At 68.5% G+C, this 18115-nt stretch carries 15 protein-coding genes; 10 read left to right on the top strand and 5 right to left on the bottom strand.

Features of this window, described 5'->3' with window-relative positions:
* Nucleotides 1-133: 133 nt before the first annotated feature.
* On the bottom strand, nt 134-469 hold the full coding sequence (locus tag B146_RS25145) for a hypothetical protein (RefSeq protein ID WP_019995464.1): 336 nt from the start codon (nt 467-469) through the stop codon (nt 134-136).
* Between the two features lie 120 nt (nt 470-589).
* Complete coding sequence (locus tag B146_RS0105730) at nt 590-1261, bottom strand: hypothetical protein (RefSeq protein WP_019995463.1); 672 nt, start codon at nt 1259-1261, stop codon at nt 590-592.
* 345 nt (nt 1262-1606) lie between these two features.
* On the opposite strand from B146_RS0105730, the gene B146_RS28255 reads away from it, so the two are divergent.
* Nucleotides 1607-1933 (top strand): helix-turn-helix domain-containing protein, encoded by a 327-nt coding sequence (locus B146_RS28255; RefSeq protein WP_155897382.1) that lies wholly within the window; start codon nt 1607-1609, stop codon nt 1931-1933.
* An 819-nt stretch (nt 1934-2752) separates the two neighbouring features.
* Here the strand turns inward: B146_RS28255 and folD are convergent.
* From folD to B146_RS0105705, 3 genes are all read right to left on the bottom strand, one after another.
* Nucleotides 2753-3718 (bottom strand): bifunctional methylenetetrahydrofolate dehydrogenase/methenyltetrahydrofolate cyclohydrolase FolD, encoded by a 966-nt coding sequence (folD, locus tag B146_RS25135; RefSeq protein WP_019995461.1) that lies wholly within the window; start codon nt 3716-3718, stop codon nt 2753-2755.
* A complete protein-coding gene (gene purU / locus B146_RS0105710) occupies nt 3715-4566 on the bottom strand; it encodes a formyltetrahydrofolate deformylase (RefSeq protein ID WP_019995460.1) in 852 nt (283 codons plus the stop codon). Before purU ends, folD begins: the two co-directional genes overlap by 4 nt.
* Nucleotides 4567-4683: 117 nt before the next feature.
* A complete protein-coding gene (locus B146_RS0105705; RefSeq protein ID WP_019995459.1) occupies nt 4684-5298 on the bottom strand; it encodes a helix-turn-helix domain-containing protein in 615 nt (204 codons plus the stop codon).
* Between the two features lie 364 nt (nt 5299-5662).
* Here B146_RS0105705 and B146_RS0105700 point away from each other — a divergent pair, with 364 nt between their 5' ends.
* The 9 genes from B146_RS0105700 to B146_RS0105660 all read left to right on the top strand — a co-directional run bounded on the left by B146_RS0105700 (nt 5663) and on the right by B146_RS0105660 (nt 18115).
* Nucleotides 5663-6784 (top strand): ABC transporter ATP-binding protein, encoded by a 1122-nt coding sequence (locus B146_RS0105700; RefSeq protein WP_019995458.1) that lies wholly within the window; start codon nt 5663-5665, stop codon nt 6782-6784.
* 46 nt (nt 6785-6830) lie between these two features.
* On the top strand, nt 6831-7916 hold the full coding sequence (locus B146_RS0105695) for an ABC transporter substrate-binding protein (protein WP_019995457.1): 1086 nt from the start codon (nt 6831-6833) through the stop codon (nt 7914-7916).
* Between the two features lie 70 nt (nt 7917-7986).
* Nucleotides 7987-9276 (top strand): ABC transporter permease, encoded by a 1290-nt coding sequence (locus B146_RS0105690; RefSeq protein WP_081630918.1) that lies wholly within the window; start codon nt 7987-7989, stop codon nt 9274-9276.
* Nucleotides 9273-10103, top strand: coding sequence for an ABC transporter permease (locus B146_RS0105685; protein ID WP_019995455.1), 831 nt, complete (start codon nt 9273-9275; stop codon nt 10101-10103). The genes B146_RS0105690 and B146_RS0105685 overlap by 4 nt, the downstream gene beginning before the upstream one ends.
* A 16-nt stretch (nt 10104-10119) precedes the next feature.
* Nucleotides 10120-10866 carry an electron transfer flavoprotein subunit beta/FixA family protein gene (locus B146_RS0105680; protein WP_019995454.1) on the top strand — a complete coding sequence of 249 codons (747 nt, stop codon included), beginning with the start codon at nt 10120-10122 and terminating at the stop codon, nt 10864-10866.
* Between the two features lie 22 nt (nt 10867-10888).
* Nucleotides 10889-11818 carry an electron transfer flavoprotein subunit alpha/FixB family protein gene (locus tag B146_RS0105675; RefSeq protein ID WP_019995453.1) on the top strand — a complete coding sequence of 310 codons (930 nt, stop codon included), beginning with the start codon at nt 10889-10891 and terminating at the stop codon, nt 11816-11818.
* A gap of 47 nt (nt 11819-11865) precedes the next feature.
* The gene (locus B146_RS0105670) at nt 11866-14322 is read left to right on the top strand and encodes a GcvT family protein (protein ID WP_019995452.1); all 2457 of its coding nucleotides are present in this window, start codon (nt 11866-11868) and stop codon (nt 14320-14322) included.
* The gene (locus B146_RS0105665) at nt 14319-16763 is read left to right on the top strand and encodes a GcvT family protein (protein ID WP_019995451.1); all 2445 of its coding nucleotides are present in this window, start codon (nt 14319-14321) and stop codon (nt 16761-16763) included. The genes B146_RS0105670 and B146_RS0105665 overlap by 4 nt, the downstream gene beginning before the upstream one ends.
* 26 nt (nt 16764-16789) lie before the next feature.
* On the top strand, nt 16790-18115 hold the full coding sequence (locus B146_RS0105660) for an omega-aminotransferase AptA (RefSeq protein ID WP_026358359.1): 1326 nt from the start codon (nt 16790-16792) through the stop codon (nt 18113-18115).

Below are 18115 nucleotides of genomic sequence, written 5' to 3'. Positions count from 1 at the left end.
ATGTCGCACCCCAGCCGTGGCGTTAACGGGCTACGGGCTGGTATGGCGGCATCGGACCGCTACGGGCGGGAACACGGTCGGCGGGCAAGGGAAGGGGAGTTCGTCTCTCCGGGAGGCGGGGACGACGCCGTCCTCAATGCCAGCCGCCTCGTATGGCGTGGGGGCCGAGCGTGTACCAGCGCGAAAGCGTTCGAGCGACGCCGTGGTCAGACGCCCAAACCCACAGGTCGGACGCTTCGCCGAGTCGACCGTCACGGACGGACCTGTGACCTTTCATGGTGCCGCGCAGACACGGAACGAGCCGCGCCGACGGGGACCAGTCGTGGAGGTGGACGGCACCTTTCTCGGCGAGGCGTGCCGAGTCGCCGCCGACCTGCAAGGACTCGATGTCCGCGACGAGTGCCTTCAGGCGTTCGAGGTGCTCACTATGGTAGAGAGCTTGGCCGGAGGGTTGGATGATGATGGTCATGACATGCTTGGCGTTGGCTGCCGCGGAGCGGCGCGCAGGCAGCAGGAATCGGGCAGCGGATCTGCGGAGGGTTGGCTCCGACCGCGGTCAGGCCGCAAGCGTCCAGGGCGTCTAGGTGGCTCAGGCGGCCGCAGCGCCGGCATGCGGCATGCTCGCCGACACGCGGCTGCGGTACTCCTCCGAGATGGAGGCTATCCGATCCGAGACGCTCTCGATGTCGGCGAAGGGCGCGGCGTCGTGGAACAGCTCGGGGATGTCACCGGCATAGAGCGTGAGCCAGCCGAGCGCCCGCCAGACGAGCGCGCCGGGATCCTCGGCTGCCGACCAGTCCTGCTGGTAGGCCATGGCTGTGGCGGTGACAGCGACCGGGATGATCGAATGCTTATCGCCGAGGTGGACCGAGTAGAGCCAGCACCTCAGCTTGCCGCTGCGCGCGTCGAGCGACCAGCCGCCCAGGTCGAGTTCCGGATCCCGCAGGGCCTCCGCCGTCGCCTGCGCTGCCTCCAAGGATTCGCTCTCCAGCATCGCTCTGCACGCGGACCTGAGCTCGGCATGCGTCCCGGATGGATCCTTGGCGTCGATCTCGCGGAGCAAGGTCCCGGCGAACGTCCTCATGTCGCGTCCCACGTCTCCGCCCATGAAGGGCAGGCCGTAGAGCAATTGCTCCGCTGTGGGCAGCAGGTAGCCGTGGAGGATGCGCTCCCGAAGTGCCGCCGACGTCGGCGAGAGTGCCGTGTCCGGCAGCCTAGATGCCAAGGCACGCGTCTCGGTGCCGATGCTCTCTTGCGACATGAGGTCGAGACCCCTGGCTAGCGTGGATGAGGCAGGCTTGGTGCGTGGGCGGAGTTGCCCCGTGGAATCTGGGCACGCATGGTAGCGGCGGGCTCGACACATGGACGCACTCGTTACGAACGAAGGATCGCGCGCGAGGAGCCTCCAGGCGTGGAGGGTGCGAGCGGTCCTTCAGGCATGCGCGGGGCCGGCGGCCTTTTCAGGCACCGACAGTGATTCGTGCGGAAGGCGCCTCGAGCAGCAACCATCGTTACGATGAAATTGGTCTATCATACGAACATTAATCCCGGAAGTACGAAAATATCGTAATTGTTGACACGCTCGCGCGTGATCGGATCTTGGGTTATGCCCGCCGATCCCGACCTCATACGAGCCGCACGCGCCCTGCTGGGCATGTCCCAAGCCAAACTGGCCGAGAAGGCCGGCATCGCACCCAAGACACTGTGGAAGATCGAGGCGGGCGACCTGAGCATCTCGGTCGAGAACTACCGGGCTGTAACCCGTGCGCTCGAAAACTTCGGCATCATGTTCCTAGCCGAGGGTCAAGGAGATGGCGCTGGGATCCGCAGGACCCCGCAGTTGCAGGCCGAGAGTTCACGTGCCTGGGAAGAGGTTCGAGTGGCCGAGGCGGAGCGGAAGCGCGTTGCGAAGGAACAGCGCAAGACGGAGTGAGGCTCCCGTCGCGGTAGGCCTCCGCGAGGGCATCCCCGACAGCACTTCCGCTGATCGGATCAGTCGTCCCTCCAGCGAACGCGCGCATACGGGGCACGTGTCGCCTTCGTGGTCGTGCACGCGCATCCACGAGGACACGCGGGAGTAAAGCCGGAGCCAGCGCGCGCGGTCCGGTATGCTCGGCATCTCGCTGAGGATCGAAGCCTGCCTATCAATTTCCACGAGCGAGGTTAGGGTCTCGCGCCGGTCGTCTCCATCGACGGAAAGCTTCGCCAGCCGTCGAATTAAGGGCAGATTCTTGATCCGCAAGACATGCTCGGTGGCCGGCGCGATATCGCGCTCCAGGCTGTTGCGGTCGGCCTCGCTGGAGGGATCGACCTCCACTCCGAGGATCTCGCGCGCCGACCCGAGCGCCGACGCTATCAAGCCGGTGTAGTGCTCCGCATTTCGCGCCAGCCCGTCCGCGGCGTCTGGCTGGGCGAGAGGCGGCAAGCCTTCCATCGAGCCATCGCAGGAGACTTCGCGACGATCGCTTCGAGATCTTTCCCGACTTCACCGTATCATTCTGCAAAGGCGCCGCGTGCCTCAGCCAGCTCCCTGACGCTACGCTTCCGGAGCCGTTCAGCGACTTTCTCCGCATGTGCTGACAGGTCGACAAGATCCGCCAGCCCGTTAGGCGCGCGAGTGCCTCGCCACGGACCAGGGCCAACCACGGCAGCCGCTGACCATGGGCTCGCTCAGCCCCGGCGTCGAGGACGGGGAAGGCTCTGGTTAAGCTTTCCGGGCAATGCAAGCCGGATCCCGAGCCTGCGGATTCCGCTACCATCCTTCGTTCCGCTGGGCATCGGCACCTGCCACGAAAGGCGAGGAGGGCATGCCCGCGGTGCGCGCCGCCGAGGACAGGGTGTTCGCCATCAGCATCGCGATCGTCATCGGTCCGACGCCGCCGGGCACGGGGGTCACCGCGCCCGCCACGCCAAGGGTCGCCGGGTAATCCACGTCGCCGACCAACCTCGACCGTCCCTCGCCGAGTTCCGGCGCCGGGACGCGGTTGATGCCGATGTCGATGACGGTCGCACCGGGCTTGATCCAGTCGCCTCCTATCAGCCCGGGACGCCCGACCGCCGCGACGAGGATGTCCGCGCGGCGGCACACGTCGCGCAGGTCCCGCGTGCGGCTGTGGGCGACCGCGACGGTGGCGTTCGCCGCAAGGAGCAGGGCGGCCATGGGCTTGCCGACGATGTTCGAGCGTCCGACAACCACCGCCTCGAGCCCGGAGAGGTCGCGTCCGTGGACCTGCTCGACAAGCAGCATCGCTCCTGCGGGCGTGCATGGCACGAAGGCGTCGCTCAGGCCCCCGCTCCAGAGCCGCCCGGCGTTCAAGGCATGGAACCCGTCGACGTCCTTGGCGGGCGAGACCGCGCCGATGACCGCCGCGGCGTCGAGGTGCCCCGGCAACGGGAGCTGGACCAGGATGCCATGGATCGCCGGGTCGCCGTTCAGCCGCATGACGAGCGCCAGGAGGTCTGCCTGCGCCGTTTGGTCCGGCAAGCGGTGCGTCACCGAATGAAAGCCGCATGCCTCGGCCGCGCGCGCCTTCGACGCGACGTAGACCTTGCTCGCTGGGTCGTCGCCCACAATCACCACCGCAATGCCCGGACGCGTCCCAGCTCGTTCGAGTTCGGAGGCCCTCGCGGTCACCCATTCCAGGACGCGGGAAGCCGTCGCCTTGCCGTCGATCACCCGTGCCGTGCTGCGGGCGGCGGGCTCATGCAGCGCGCTCACGCGAACACGACCGTCTTGTGCCCGTTCAGCATGACCCGGCCCTCGAGGTGGCTCTTCACCGCGCGGGCAAGGACGCGGCTCTCGACGTCGCGGCCCGTCGCGACGAGGTCGTCGCCCGTCATCGAGTGGTTCACCCGCTCCGTCTCCTGCTCGATGATCGGCCCCTCGTCGAGGTCGCTCGTCACGTAGTGGGCTGTCGCGCCGATGAGCTTGACGCCGCGCTCGTGTGCCTGGTGGTAGGGCTTGGCGCCCTTGAAGCTCGGCAGGAAGGAATGGTGGATGTTGATGGCTTTGCCGAACAGGCGCTTGGAGAGGTTGTCCGAGAGCACCTGCATGTAGCGGGCCAGTACGACGAGGTCGGCGCCGGTCTCGCGCACGAGCTCCAGCAGGCGCTCCTCCTGCTCCGCCTTGTTGGACTTGTCGACCTTCCAGCAGTGGAAGGGAATGCCCTCCAGTTCGGCGGTCCTCCGGCTGTCCTCGTGGTTCGACACGATTGCTGCCACCTCGGCGTCGAGCCAGCCGACGCGGATCTGGTACAGGAGGTGCAGCATGGCATGGTCGAACCTCGAGACCATGATGACGATCCGCGGCCTCCTGGCGGACTCGGTCAGCGTCGCCTTGAGGCCGAAGCGGTCGACGGCGGGCTTCAGCGCACGCTCGACGGCGTCCTTCGTCAGGCCGTCCGGCGCCGCGAAGGCGATACGCATGAGGAAGCGGTTCGTCAGGGTGTCCCAGAACTGACCCGACTCCACGATGTTCGCGCCGACCGCGGCAAGTTCGGTGGTCACGCCGGCGACGATGCCGGGACGGTCTTCGCACGCAAGGTTGAGGATGAACCTTTGGGGCACGGTGGCGTCTCCTGAAATAGGCGCAGGGCAAGGGAGGTCGTTCCCCGGCCGTCGTCGACGGTGGGGCGGTCGTGGTCTCAAGTAGGGAAAAGCCGCGCCCGCGCGGGGCGCCGCCGATCAGTAGTGGGGCGGGGTGATCACCCAGACGACCTTGGTCGGGACGTCGCCCGAGTTCGCACAGCGATGGATCTCGGTGCTCTTGAAGGAGAAGCTGTCTCCCTCCTCAAGCTGGAAGAACCGCCCCGCGATCCAGAGGTCGAGCCGCCCCGAGACGACGAGGCCGGCCTCCGCCCCGTCGTGGCTGTAGTCGCCGCTGTCCGCGCCCGGCTCGATCGTGCTCATCAGAAGCTCGAGCGGGCCGCTGAGGTTGGGCGTCAGGAGTTCCTCGAGGATGCCGATGCCCGTGAAGGAGAACTTGCGGCGGTTGTGGGCGCGCACGATCCAGTCGCGTTCGTCCGCCGGGACGTCGGGAGCGGCATGGAAGAACCAGCTCATCTGGATCCCAAGCGCGTTGCTGATCCGCTTGAGGACCCCGATCGGCAGCTTGCTCTGGTTGCGCTCGATCTGGCTGAGATAGCCCACTGAGACGTCCGCGACCTCGGCGACCTGTTGCAACGTCATCCCCTTCACCTTCCGGAGCTCGCGGATCTGCCCGCCGATGGCGGCCTCGTCCAGTTCGGACAGGTCGGCCTCGGTCGTGTTCGATGCGCGGCGGATGCTGAGGGAGGGCATTGCGTATCCTTCGAGGGTGCTCCGGCGGGAAGGTCCGACGTTAGCTCATCCGAGCCTCCGTTGCTTGCATGAAGATCGTCGCGCCGCCAAACGCGATGCTGCGATGCGTGAAAATTAGGCATCATTTTTTCATGCTTGTAAAATGATTTTTTGTATGGAATGCATTGGTCCGCAAGTGCAGCGAGCCTGTGAAATCCACCCAGCCGATGCGGGAGACGTTCGTCGGCCGGGGGAGGGAAGTTTCTAGCAATCGAAGCTCCGCCCCGTGCGGACGGCAAGGGATCCACCGGGGTCGCCGCGGCGACCGCGCCGGAGCCGTGCGCCCGTCCCCGAGCCGGCGGACAGCGACAGGAGGTCGTCCGTCATGGCGGATCCGCATGCGAAGCCGCGTCTGGAGCAGGGGGATGCCCTCGTGCGGTTCGAGGGCGTCGAGAAGACCTACGACGGCGTCAGCATCGTCGTGAAGCGGCTCGACCTCGACATCCGGCGCGGCGAGTTCCTGACGATGCTCGGGCCGTCCGGCTCCGGCAAGACGACATGCCTGATGATGCTGGCGGGGTTCGAGACGCCGACGGCGGGCACGATCCTCCTCGACGGCCGCCCGATCGAGCGGCTGCCGCCGCACAAGCGGGGCATCGGCGTCGTCTTCCAGAACTACGCCCTCTTCCCGCACATGAGCGTCGCCGAGAACGTCGGCTTCCCCCTGCGGATGCGGGGACTTGGCGCCCCGGACAAGGCGGCGCGCGTCGCCAAGGCGCTCGACATGGTCCAGATGGGCAAGTTCGCCGACCGGCGGCCCGCCCAGCTCTCAGGCGGCCAGCAGCAGCGCATCGCGCTCGCCCGGGCCCTCGTCTTCGAGCCGTCGCTGGTCCTCATGGACGAGCCGCTCGGGGCACTCGACAAGCAGTTGCGCGAGCACATGCAGATCGAGCTCAAACACCTGCACGAGCGCCTCGGCGTGACGATCGTCTATGTCACGCACGACCAGGGCGAGGCGCTGACGATGTCCGACCGCATCGCCGTCTTCAACGACGGGCGCGTGCAGCAGCTCGGCACGGCGACCGAGATCTACGAGCGTCCATCGAACCCCTTCGTCGCCCGCTTCATCGGCGACAACAACGCCATCCGCGGGCAGGTGGTCGACCTCGACGCCGGATCCTGCACGGTGCGGGTCGGCAACAGTGCGGAAGTCGTCCGCGCGTCCGCGGTGCCGGGACTCGCCAAGGGCGCCGCGACCACCCTCTCGATCCGCCCGGAGCGCCTGACGATCTCCGCGACCCCGGCGACGGACGCGTCGGCCGACGCAACCGTCCGCGAGGTCATCTACCTCGGCGATCACATCCGCGTCCGCGTGGCGGCCCTCGGAAGCGAGAGCGTCGAGGTCAAGCTTCCCAGCAGCGTCGGATCGCCGTCGAACTTTTCGCCCGGCCAGCGGGTCTCGATCGGCTGGAACACCCGCGACTGCCGCGCCCTCCTGGACAACTGACCCTTCCTCCCGGCGCGCATCCAGCAACCGAACGGAAAACAGGAGAATGGAAATGAGCCCGACGCATCAGCATGCCTCCCTCCGTCGCATCGTCCGGTCCCTTGGGCTGTGCGGCGCGTCGCTCGTCCTCCTCGCGGGCGGCGCCAGCGCGCAGGAGAGCCTGAACATCGCCTCCTGGGGCGGGGCGTACCAGGCGAGCCAGGACAAGGCGTTCTTCCAGCCGTTCATGAAGGAGACCGGCGCCAAGATCCTCACCGACGAGTGGAGCGGGGAGACCGCCAAGCTCAAGGGCATGGTGGAGACGGACAACGTCACGTGGGACGTGGTCGACGTCGAGCCGGGCCATGCCCTGCAAGGCTGCGACGAGGGCTGGCTCCAGGAGATCGACTACGACTCCCTCGGGGGCCGCGACAAGTTCCTGCCGGGCGCCGCTCTCGACTGCGCCGTCGGCAACGTCGCCTTCGCCTACGTGATCGCCTACGACGAGACGAAGTTCCCGAACGGCGGGCCGCAGACGGCCGCCGACTTCTTCGACGTCCAGAAGTTCGCAGGCGCGCGCTCGATGCGCAAGTCGCCGAAGTCCACGCTTGAACTCGCGCTCATCGCCGACGGCGTGAAGCCCGCCGAGGTCTACGACGTGCTCGAGACGAAGGAGGGTGTCGACCGCGCCTTCGCCAAGCTCGACACCATCAAGCCGGACGTGAAGGTCTGGTGGGGCGCGGGCGCCCAGCCGCCCCAGCTCCTCGCCGACGGCGAGGTGGCGATCACCACCTCCTACAACGGCCGGATCTACGACGCGGTGAAGCAGAACGGGAAGCCGTTCCGGATCGTGTGGGACGGCGCCGGGCTCGACTGGGACATGTGGGCGATCCCGAAGGGCGCCAAGCACGAGGACCTCGCCAAGCAGTTCGTGGCCTTCGCCAGCAAGCCCGAGCAGCTCGCCGAGCAGACGAAGTACATCCCGTACGGCCCCTCGAACGTCGACGCCGCGAAGATGGTGCCCGCCGACATCCTGCCGAACCTGCCGACGGCTCCCGAGAACGCGAAGAACTCCTTCTCGCTCTCCGCCGAGTTCTGGGCCGACCACGACGAGGAGCTGACCGAGCGCTTCAACACCTGGCTCGCCAAGTAGCGGGGTCCGACCACCAGCAACCCGATCCGCCGGAACGGCGATCGCCCGGCGGATCGACAGGAGCCCGAAGATGAGGAGCGCACTCCCGATGGAAGCAACAGTCACCCGGGCCGCGTCCGGCGGCCGCGATGCCGCCGTCCGCGACGGAGCGCCGGATTCGGACCTGCGACGCCGGCTCGCGCGCTCGTCGCGGCGCAGCCGCCTCGCCGCGTTCGGGCTCGTCGCGCCGCTCCTCCTGTTCCTGTTCGTCACATTCATCCTGCCGATCGGCCTCCTCCTGTTCCAGTCTGCCGACAACCGGCAGGTCGCCTCCGTCCTGCCGGAGACCGTGGAGGCGCTGGCCGGGTCGAAGGCCGGGGAGCTGCCGCAGGACACGGTCTTCGCCGCCCTCGCGACCGACCTGCGCGACAGGCCGAAGGAGGACGTCGCGGAGGTTGCCAAGCGACTGAACTACGTCGCGCCGGGGTTCCGAACGCTGCTGAACCGCACGATGCGCGACATCGACGAGGTCCAGCCGGAGACGGCCCGGGCGCAGCTCGTGTCGATCGACGAACGGTGGGGCGAGTCCGCCACGTGGGACCTCATCCGGCGCTCGTCGTCGTCGCTGACGGACTACTACCTCCTGAAGGCGCTCGACCTGACGCGCGGCGAGGACGGGTCGATCGGCGCGGCGAAAGACGACGCGGTCTACGTCGCCGTCATCCTCCGGACCCTGGCGACCAGCGCGTCCGTGACCGTCCTGTGCCTGCTGATCGGCTATCCGCTGGCGTACATGCTGGCGTCCTCGTCCGAGCGCGACGCGCGGTGGCTGATGATGCTCGTGCTCCTGCCATTTTGGACATCGCTCCTCGTCCGCACGACCGCCTGGCTCGTGCTCCTCCAGAGCAACGGCGTCGTGAACTCCGCCCTTCGCTGGCTGGGCGTCGTCTCCGAACCCCTCGAACTCGTCCACAACCGTCTCGGCGTGCTGATCGCGATGACCCACATCCTCCTGCCGTTCGTCGTCCTGCCCATCCATGCCGTCATGAAGGGCATCTCCCCGGCCTACTGGCGCGCGGCGTCGTCGCTCGGGGCGGCCCCGCTGCGGAACTTCGTCCACGTCTACCTGCCGCTCACCCTGCCGGGCGTGGCGGCCGGCGGGCTCCTCGTCTTCATTTTGGCGCTCGGCTACTACATCACCCCGGCTCTCGTCGGCGGCCCGACCGACCAGATGCTCAGCTCGTTCATCGCCTACTTCGTGAACCAGTCGAACTGGGGCATGGCGGCCGCGCTCTCCGTCGTCCTGCTCTCCATCGTCGCCGTGTTCTACGTGGCGCTCGTCGTCGCCTTCGCCGCCCGGCAGAAGGAGGCGGCCCGATGAGCGCGAAACTCACCCGGACGCCCACCCCCGTCGCTCGCAAGGTGCTGCGGGCTTACTCGGCGGCCGTCCTCGCCTTCCTGATGGCGCCGATCCTCGCCATCGTCCCGCTGTCCTTCAACTCCGAGCCGTTCTTCACCTACCCGATGCCGGGGCTGTCCCTACAATGGTACCGGGAGGTATTCTCCTCGCCCGTGTGGCAGCTCGCTGCGGGCAACAGCTTCGTCGTGGCGATCTGCTCGACCGTCCTCGCGACCGCTCTCGGCACGATGGCCGCCCTCGGCCTGACGCGCCCCGAGTGCCCCGGGCGCAAGCTCATCGCCGCGGTGATCGTGTCGCCGATCGTCATTCCGGTCGTCGTGGCGGCGGTCGGCATCTTCTACCTCTACGCCGGGATCGGCCTCCTCAACACGCTGACCGGCCTCGTCCTCGCGCACACGGCGCTCGGTGCGCCGTTCGTCACCATCACGGTGGCCGCGACGCTCGCCGGGTACGACCACCGCCTCACGCGGGCCGCCGCAAGCCTTGGCGCGTCCCCGGTCACCGCTTTCCGCCTCGTGACCCTGCCGGTCATCATGCCCGGCATCGTGTCCGGCGCGATCTTCGCGTTCGTCACGTCGTTCGACGACGTCGTGGTGGCCCTGTTCGTGTCCGGGCCGGACCAGCGCACGCTGCCCCGCCAGATGTGGACGGGCCTGCGCGAGCAGATCAGCCCGAGCATCACGGCGGTCGCCACCCTGCTCATCGTCTTCGCCGCGGCCCTGATGCTGACGGCCAACGCCCTCCAGGCGCGTCAGCAGCGGCTCGCCAAAGCCCCGACCGACGCCTGACAAGGAACATGCAGCCATGAAAGTGCTCGTAACCGCCAAGCGCGTCATCGACTACAACGTCAAGGTCCGCGTGAAGCCGGACGGCTCCGGCGTCGACCTCGCCAACGTGAAGATGTCGATGAACCCCTTCGACGAGATCTCCGTCGAGGAGGCCATCCGGCTCAAGGAGAAGGGGATCGCCTCCGAGGTGGTCGTCGTCTCCGTCGGACCCGCGAAGTCCGAGGAGACGCTGCGGACCGCGCTCGCCATGGGCGCGGACCGTGCAATTCTCGTTCAGACCGACGACCCGGTCGAGCCGCTCGCCGTCGCCAAGATCGTGAAGGGCGTCGTCGAGGCAGAGGCGGCCGGCCTCGTCATCGTGGGCAAGCAGGCCATCGACGACGACAGCAACCAGACGGGCCAGATGCTCGCCGCCCTGCTCGGATGGGCGCAGGGCACCTTCGCCTCCAAGGTGGAAGTCGCCGACGGCAAGGCAATGGTGACGCGGGAGGTGGACGGAGGGTCGCAGACGGTCGAGCTGACGCTGCCTGCGGTGGTGACGACCGACCTCCGGCTCAACGAGCCGCGCTACGCGTCCCTGCCGAACATCATGAAGGCCAAGAAGAAGCCGCTCGAGACACGCTCCCCCGCCGACTACGGCGTGTCGACCGCACCGATGCTCGAGGTCCTGCGGACGGAGGAGCCCGGTGCCCGCTCGGCCGGCGTCCGCGTCGCGTCGGTCGACGAGCTCGTCGAACGGCTCAAGGCCGACGGCGTCCTTTGAACGGCCGGAAAGGAACGGAACGATGACGACCCTGCTTCTCGCCGACCACGACAACGCAACCCTGTCCGAGCAGACCGCCAAGGCGCTGTCGGCCGCCCTTGCGATCGGGGAGGACGTCCACGTCCTCGTCGCGGGCAACGGCGCGCGCGCCGTCGCCGACGCGGCCGCACGCCTGTCGGGCGTCGCCAAGGTGCTGCTCGCTGACGACGCGGCAAACGCCGGACAGCTCGCCGAGCCCACCGCCGCGCTTGTCGTCCGCCTCGCGCCGGCCTACGTGACGGTCATGGCGGCCGCCACGTCGACGGGCAAGAGCGTCCTGCCGCGCGTCGCCGCGCTGCTCGACGTCGCCCAGGTCTCCGAGGTCGTCGACGTGGTCTCCCCCGACACCTTCAAGCGTCCCATCTACGCGGGCAACGCCATCCAGACGGTTCGGGCAACCGGCCCCCGGCGCGTCGTCACGGTTCGGACCGCTTCCTTCGCCGCGACGGGCGAGGGCGGTTCGGCCCCCGTCGAGGTCCTGGCCGGAGAGGGTGGCCCGGGCCTGTCGCGCTTCGTCTCGGAAGCCCTGTCGTCGTCCGACCGTCCCGACCTCGCGTCGGCGCGCGTCGTCGTGTCCGGCGGCCGCGCGCTGGGCTCGGCCGAGCGGTTCGACGAGCTGGTGGTGCCGCTTGCGGAAAAACTCGGCGCCGCCGTCGGGGCCAGCCGGGCCGCGGTCGACGCCGGATACGCCGCCAACGACCTCCAAGTCGGCCAGACGGGCAAGGTGGTTGCACCCGACCTCTACGTCGCGTGCGGCATCTCGGGAGCGATCCAGCACCTCGCGGGCATGAAGGACTCCAAGGTCATCGTCGCCATCAACAAGGACGCCGACGCGCCGATCTTCCAGGTCGCCGACTACGGACTCGTCGCGGACATCTTCGAGGCGCTGCCCGAACTCGCCCGGAAGCTCTGACCGCACGGGGCGACGGCGTCGACGGACCGAGGAACGAACCGGGAGGCATGAACTTGGCCGAACTACCGACAAGGGCGCGCGTCGTGATCATCGGCGGCGGCATCGTGGGGGTCTCGTCCCTCTACCATCTCGCGAAGGCAAGCTGGACCGACTGCGTCCTCCTCGAAAAGAACGAGCTGACGTCCGGCTCGACCTGGCACGCGGCCGGGAACTGTCCGACCTTCTCTGGGTCGTGGTCGCTGATGAACATGCAGCGTTACTCGACCGAACTCTACAAGCGGCTTGGCGCCGAAGTCGACTACCCCATCAACTACCACGTCACTGGGTCGCTCCGCCTCGGCCACACGGACGAGCGGATGCTCGAGTTCCGCCGCGCCAAGGGCATGGGCCGCCACCAGGGCATGGCCATGGAGGTGCTCGGCACCGACGAGCTGAAGCGGCTCTACCCGTTCCTCGAAACCCATGACCTCAAAGGTGTCCTCTACGATCCCAACGACGGGGACATCGACCCCGCGCAGGTGACACAGGCGCTCGCCAAGGGCGCGCGGGACATGGGCGCGAGGATCGTCCGCTTCTGTCCGGTGACCGGCGCCCGCCGGGAGCGCGGCGAATGGGTCGTCGAGACGGGGTCGGGCGAGATCCGATGCGAGTTCGTCGTGAACGCGTCTCGCTACCGCGCGCGCGAGGTCGGGCGCATGTTCGGCCGTGACGTGCCCATGACGGTCATGAGCCACCAGTACATTCTGTTCGACGAGATCCCGGAGATCGCCGCCTGGACTCGCGAGCAGGGGCACAAGCTGCCGCTGCTGCGCGACGTCGACAGCTCCTACTACCTCCGGCAGGAGAAGAACGGCATGAACCTCGGCCCGTACGAGGGGAACTGCCGGGCCCACTGGACGACACCCGACGACCCGATGCCGGCGGACTTCTCGTTCCAGCTCTACCCCGACGACCTCGAGCGCCTGGAATGGCATCTCAACGACGCCATGGAGCGCGTGCCGATCCTTGGCACGGCCGGCCTCCAGAAGGTCATCAACGGACCCATTCCGTACGCGCCCGACGGCAATCCGCTGATCGGGCCGATGCCGGGCGTCCCGAACGCCTTCGAGGCCTGCGTCTTTACCTTCGGCATAGCGCAAGGGGGCGGCGCCGGGAAGGTGCTCGCCGAGTGGGTTACGGAGGGGCGCACCGAGTGGGACATGTGGTCCTGCGACCCGCGCCGCTTCACCGCCTACACCGATGACGACCACTGCGTCGCCAAGGGCATGGAGGTCTACGGGCACGAGTACGCCATCCACTTCCCGCGTCACGTCTGGCCCGCCGGACGCGGCCGCCGTCACTCCCCGCTGCACGACCGGATGAAGGCCCTCGGCGGCCAGTTCGGTCCGTACAACGGCTGGGAGCGCGCGAACTGGTACGCCGCCCCGGGCGACGACACCTCCGAGGAGTCGACGCTGACCTACCGCCGCGACGGCCCGTGGGAGCGGCGGGTGCGCGAGGAGTGCCTCGCCGTCCGCGACGCCGCGGGCATCCTCGACCTGCCGGGCTTCTCGCGCTTCACGCTGGAGGGGGCGGGTGCGCGCGACTGGCTGGCGCGCATGACGACCGGCGCCGTCCCCAAGCCAGGCAGGCTCGGCCTCGCCTACTTCGCCGACGAGGGCGGGCGCATCGTCACGGAGATGTCGGTCCTCGCCCTTGCCGACGACGCCTTCTTGCTGGTGACCGCGGCCGTCGCGCAGTGGCATGACCGCGACTGGTTGGTCCGCCACCTGTCGGCCGACGGCTCGCTTCGCCTCGAGGACGTGTCCGAGAGGTTCACCTGCCAGATCCTGACCGGACCCAGCTCGAGGGAGATCCTCGCGTCGGTGGTCGAGGGCGCCGACCTGTCCCGCGGGTGGCTGTCGCACCAGGAGGCCCGGATCTCGGGACGCCCCTGCCGCCTCGTCCGCGTGTCCTTCGCCGGGGAACTCGGCTGGGAGATCCACAGCGAGGTCGGGGACACGGCCGCGATCTTCGACGCCGTCTGGAATGCCGGGCAGCCGCACGGGCTCAAGCCCTTCGGCATGTTCGCCCTCGACTCCCTCCGCCTCGAGAAGGGCTACCGAGCGTGGAAGGCCGACCTCTCGACGGACTACAGCGTCCTCCAGGGCGGTCTCGAGCGCTTCGTCAAATGGGACAAGCCGGACTTCCTCGGGCGGGAGGCGCTGCTCGGCGAGCGGGAGCGCGGGGTGGCCCGGCGCTTCGCCACGCTGGTGCTCGAGCCGGGGGAATACGACGCCCCGTACATGTCGACGGTCCGCCACGGCGGGGAGATCGTCGGAGAGACGACGTCCGGGGCCTACGGCTACCGCACGGACCGTTCCATCGCCCTCGCCATGCTCCGGGCCGACCTGACCGAACCCGGCACCGTCGTCGAGGTGGAGATTTTCGGGACGCCCTTCCGGGCGACCGTCGCCGCAGACCAGGCCCTCTGGGACCCGAACAACGAAAGAATGCGCGCATGACCAACCTTCCTGCTAAGGCCCGCGTCGTCATCGTCGGCGGCGGCGTGTCCGGCTGCTCCGTGGCCTACCACCTCGCCAAGCTCGGCTGGACCGACATCGTCCTCCTCGAGCGCAAGAAGCTGACCTCCGGCACGACGTGGCACGCGGCCGGCCTCATCGGCCAGCTCCGCGCCTCGCAGAACATGACGCGCCTCGCCAAGTACTCCGCGGACCTCTACGTCCGTCTCGAGGAGGAGACCGGCGTCGCGACGGGCATGCGCCAGTGCGGCTCGATCACGGTCGCCCTGACGCCGGAGCGCCGGGAGGAGATCTACCGCCAGGCGACGCTCGCCCGCGCCTTCGGCGTCGACGTCGCGGAGATCTCGCCGGAGGAAGCCAAGGCGATGTACCCGCACCTCAACATCGGCGACGTCGTCGGCGCGGTGCACCTTCCCCTCGACGGCCAGTGCGACCCCGCCAACATCGCCATGGCGCTTGCCAAGGGCGCCCGACAGCGCGGGGCCCAGATCGTCGAGGACGTGAAGGTGACGGAAGTCCTCCAGCGCGACGGGCGGGTGTCGGGCGTCTCGTGGACCGACGGCAACGAGTCAGGCACGATCGAGACTGACATGGTCGTCAACTGCGGCGGCATGTGGGGACGCGACTTCGCCGCCCGGTCGGGCGTGACGCTGCCTCTCCACGCCTGCGAGCACTTCTACATCGTCACCGAGGCGATCCCCGACCTCCAGCGCTTGCCCGTCCTGCGCGTCCCCGACGAGTGCGCCTACTACAAGGAGGACGCGGGCAAGATGCTTCTCGGCGCGTTCGAGCCGAAGGCGAAGCCCTGGGGCATGAACGGCATCCGGGAGGACTTCTGCTTCGACCAGTTGCCGGACGACTTCGACCACTTCGAGCCGATCCTCGAGAAGGCGATCAACCGGATGCCCATGCTGGAGACGGCAGGCATCCACACGTTCTTCAACGGCCCGGAGAGCTTCACGCCCGACGACCGCTACTACCTCGGCGAGGCGCCGGAGCTGAAGGGCTACTGGGTGGCCGCGGGGTACAACTCGATCGGCATCGTCTCGTCGGGCGGCGCCGGCATGGCGCTCGCCCAGTGGATGAACGACGGCGAGCCGCCCTTCGACCTCTGGGAGGTCGACATCCGCCGCGCCCATTCCTTCCAGAAGAACCGCAGCTACCTGCGCGAGCGCGTGTCCGAGACGCTCGGCCTCCTCTATGCCGACCACTTCCCCTACCGTCAGATGGCGACGTCCCGCGGGGTGCGCCGTTCCCCGCTGCACGCCGTCCTGAGGGACGAGGGCGCCGTCTTCGGCGAGGTCGCGGGCTTCGAGCGGCCGAACTGGTTCGCGACGCAAGGCCAGGAGCACGAGTACCGCTACTCCTGGAAGCGGCAGAACTGGTTCGGCAACCAGGCGGCCGAGCACAAGGCCGTCCGCGAGAACGTCGGCTTCTTCGACATGTCCTCCTTCGGCAAGATCCGCGTCGAGGGGCGTGACGCCTGCCGCTTCCTCCAGCGCGTCTGCGCCAACGACGTCGACGTGAAGGCCGGCCGCATCGTCTACACCCAGATGCTGAACGAGCGGGGCGGCATCGAGAGCGACCTCACGGTGACGCGCCTGTCCGAGACGGCCTACCTGCTGGTCGTCCCGGTCGCGACCTTCACCCGCGACCTCTCGTGGCTCCGCAAGCAGCTTCGCGACGAATTCGCCGTTCTCACGGATGTCAGCGCGGGCGAGGCCGTGCTCGTGGTGCAGGGTCCGCGCTCGCGCGAGCTGCTGTCGCGCGTCACGCCGGACGACCTGTCGCACGAGGCGTTCCCTTTCGGCACCGCCCGCGAGATCGAGCTGGGCATGGGCCTCGCCCGGGCCCACCGCATCAGCTACGTGGGCGAGCTGGGCTGGGAACTTTACGTGCCGAGCGACCAGGCGGCCCACGCCTTCGAGGCGATCCGGGAGGCCGGCCGCGAGTTCGACCTGAAGCTCTGCGGCATCCACACGCTCGACAGTTGCCGCATCGAGAAGGCCTACCGCCACTTCGGGCACGACATCACGGATGAGGACCATGTCCTCGAGGCGGGCCTCGGCTTCGCGGTCAAGACGAAGAAGGGCGACTTCATCGGGCGGGACGCGGTGCTGCGCAAGCGCGAGGCGGGGCTGAAGCGGCGCCTCGTCCAGTTCCGCCTGAAGGACCCCGAGCCGCTGCTCTTCCACAACGAGGCCGTGGTACGCGACGGGCGGATCGTCTCGATCGTCACGTCCGGCAACTACGGCCACCACCTCGGCGGCGCGATCGGCATGGGCTACGTCCCCTGCGAGAACCAGGACGAGGAGGAACTCCTCGCGTCGACCTACGAGATCGAGATCGCGGGCGTCCGCGTCCCGGCGGAGGCGTCGCTGAAGCCGATGTACGACCCGACCTCGTCCCGCATCCTCGCCTGACCGGCTCCAACTCCAGGACACATCCCATGCGCCCCAACCAGCCGTCCCTCGAGAGCTACTGGATGCCCTTCACCGCCAACCGCCAGTTCAAGAAGGCACCCCGCCTTTTCGTCGGCGCGCACGGCATGCACTACACCACCGACGACGGCCGGACGGTCCTCGACGGGACCGCGGGCCTCTGGTGCGTGAACGCCGGGCATGGCCGCCGCCAGATCGCGGAAGCCGTCGAGCGCCAGCTCATGACGCTGGACTACGCCCCGTCCTTCCAGATGGGCCACACCATCGCCTTCGAGTTCGCCGAGCGCCTCGCCAAGATCGCCCCGGGCCCTGAGGGTGGCAAGCTCGACCGCATCTTCTTCACGGGATCGGGGTCGGAGTCCGTCGACACCGCCCTGAAGATCGCGATCGCCTACCAGCGCGCCATCGGGCAGGGGACCCGGACGCGCCTGATCGGGCGCGAGCGCGGCTACCACGGCGTCGGTTTCGGCGGCATCTCGGTCGGCGGCCTCGTGAACAACCGACGCGTCTTCCCGCAGCTCCCCGGCACCGACCACCTGCGCCACACCTTCGACCCCGTCCGGAACGGCTACGTGAAGGGTCAGCCGGAACACGGGGCCGAGCTTGCCGACGACCTGGAGCGCCTCGTCGCCCTGCACGGCGCAGAGACGATCGCGGCCTGCATCGTCGAGCCCGTCGCCGGCTCGACGGGCGTCCTGCCGCCGCCGAAGGGGTACCTCGAACGCCTGCGCTCGATCTGCGACAAGCACGGCATCCTCCTCATCTTCGACGAGGTCATCACCGGGTTCGGGCGCCTGGGCTCGCCGTTCGCCACGGACCACTTCGGCGTCGTCCCCGACCTCTTCACCACCGCCAAGGGCCTCACCAACGGCGTGCTGCCGATGGGTGCGGTCTTCGCCAACCGCAAGGTGCACGATGCCCTGATGCAGGGCCCGGAGGGCGCGATCGAGCTGTTCCACGGCTATACCTATTCCGGCCACCCGGCGGCCTGCGCGGCCGGCATCGCGACGCTCGACATCTACGAGAGCGAGGGACTGTTCGCGCGCCCGAAGGAGATCCAGGCGGAATGGGACGCGGCGATGCACTCGCTGAAGGGCCTGCCCCACGTCACCGACATCCGCACGATCGGTCTCATCGCAGGCATCGAGCTGGAGTCACGCGACGGCGCGGTTGGCGCGCGCGCCTACGACGTGTTCGTCGACTGCTTCGAGAAGGGTCTTCTCATCCGCACGACGGGCGACATCATTGCCCTGTCCCCGCCGCTCGTCATCGAGCGGGGGCAGATCGGCCAGATCGTCGAGGTCCTGGGAAGGTCCATCGCCGCGGCGGCCTAA

Origin of the sequence: Aureimonas ureilytica DSM 18598 = NBRC 106430, assembly GCF_000382705.1 — a bacterium.
Classification (GTDB): Bacteria; Pseudomonadota; Alphaproteobacteria; order Rhizobiales; family Rhizobiaceae; genus Aureimonas; species Aureimonas ureilytica.
Note: the sequence above shows the minus strand (reverse complement) of the source record. Positions and strands in the feature narration are given on the sequence as shown.

Excerpts from the sequence above, each read along its gene's own strand:
- B146_RS0105695 (WP_019995457.1), top strand. The coding sequence starts at position 6,831 with ATGGAAATGAGCCCGACGCATCAGCATGCCTCCCTCCGTCGCATCGTC.
- B146_RS28255 (WP_155897382.1), top strand. The coding sequence starts at position 1,607 with ATGCCCGCCGATCCCGACCTCATACGAGCCGCACGCGCCCTGCTGGGC.
- B146_RS0105685 (WP_019995455.1), top strand. The coding sequence starts at position 9,273 with ATGAGCGCGAAACTCACCCGGACGCCCACCCCCGTCGCTCGCAAGGTG.
- B146_RS25145 (WP_019995464.1), bottom strand. The coding sequence starts at position 469 with ATGACCATCATCATCCAACCCTCCGGCCAAGCTCTCTACCATAGTGAG.
- B146_RS0105700 (WP_019995458.1), top strand. The coding sequence starts at position 5,663 with ATGGCGGATCCGCATGCGAAGCCGCGTCTGGAGCAGGGGGATGCCCTC.
- B146_RS0105705 (WP_019995459.1), bottom strand. The coding sequence starts at position 5,298 with ATGCCCTCCCTCAGCATCCGCCGCGCATCGAACACGACCGAGGCCGAC.
- B146_RS0105660 (WP_026358359.1), top strand. The coding sequence starts at position 16,790 with ATGCGCCCCAACCAGCCGTCCCTCGAGAGCTACTGGATGCCCTTCACC.
- B146_RS0105730 (WP_019995463.1), bottom strand. The coding sequence starts at position 1,261 with ATGTCGCAAGAGAGCATCGGCACCGAGACGCGTGCCTTGGCATCTAGG.
- B146_RS0105675 (WP_019995453.1), top strand. The coding sequence starts at position 10,889 with ATGACGACCCTGCTTCTCGCCGACCACGACAACGCAACCCTGTCCGAG.
- B146_RS0105665 (WP_019995451.1), top strand. The coding sequence starts at position 14,319 with ATGACCAACCTTCCTGCTAAGGCCCGCGTCGTCATCGTCGGCGGCGGC.
- B146_RS0105690 (WP_081630918.1), top strand. The coding sequence starts at position 7,987 with ATGAGGAGCGCACTCCCGATGGAAGCAACAGTCACCCGGGCCGCGTCC.
- B146_RS0105680 (WP_019995454.1), top strand. The coding sequence starts at position 10,120 with ATGAAAGTGCTCGTAACCGCCAAGCGCGTCATCGACTACAACGTCAAG.
- B146_RS0105670 (WP_019995452.1), top strand. The coding sequence starts at position 11,866 with ATGAACTTGGCCGAACTACCGACAAGGGCGCGCGTCGTGATCATCGGC.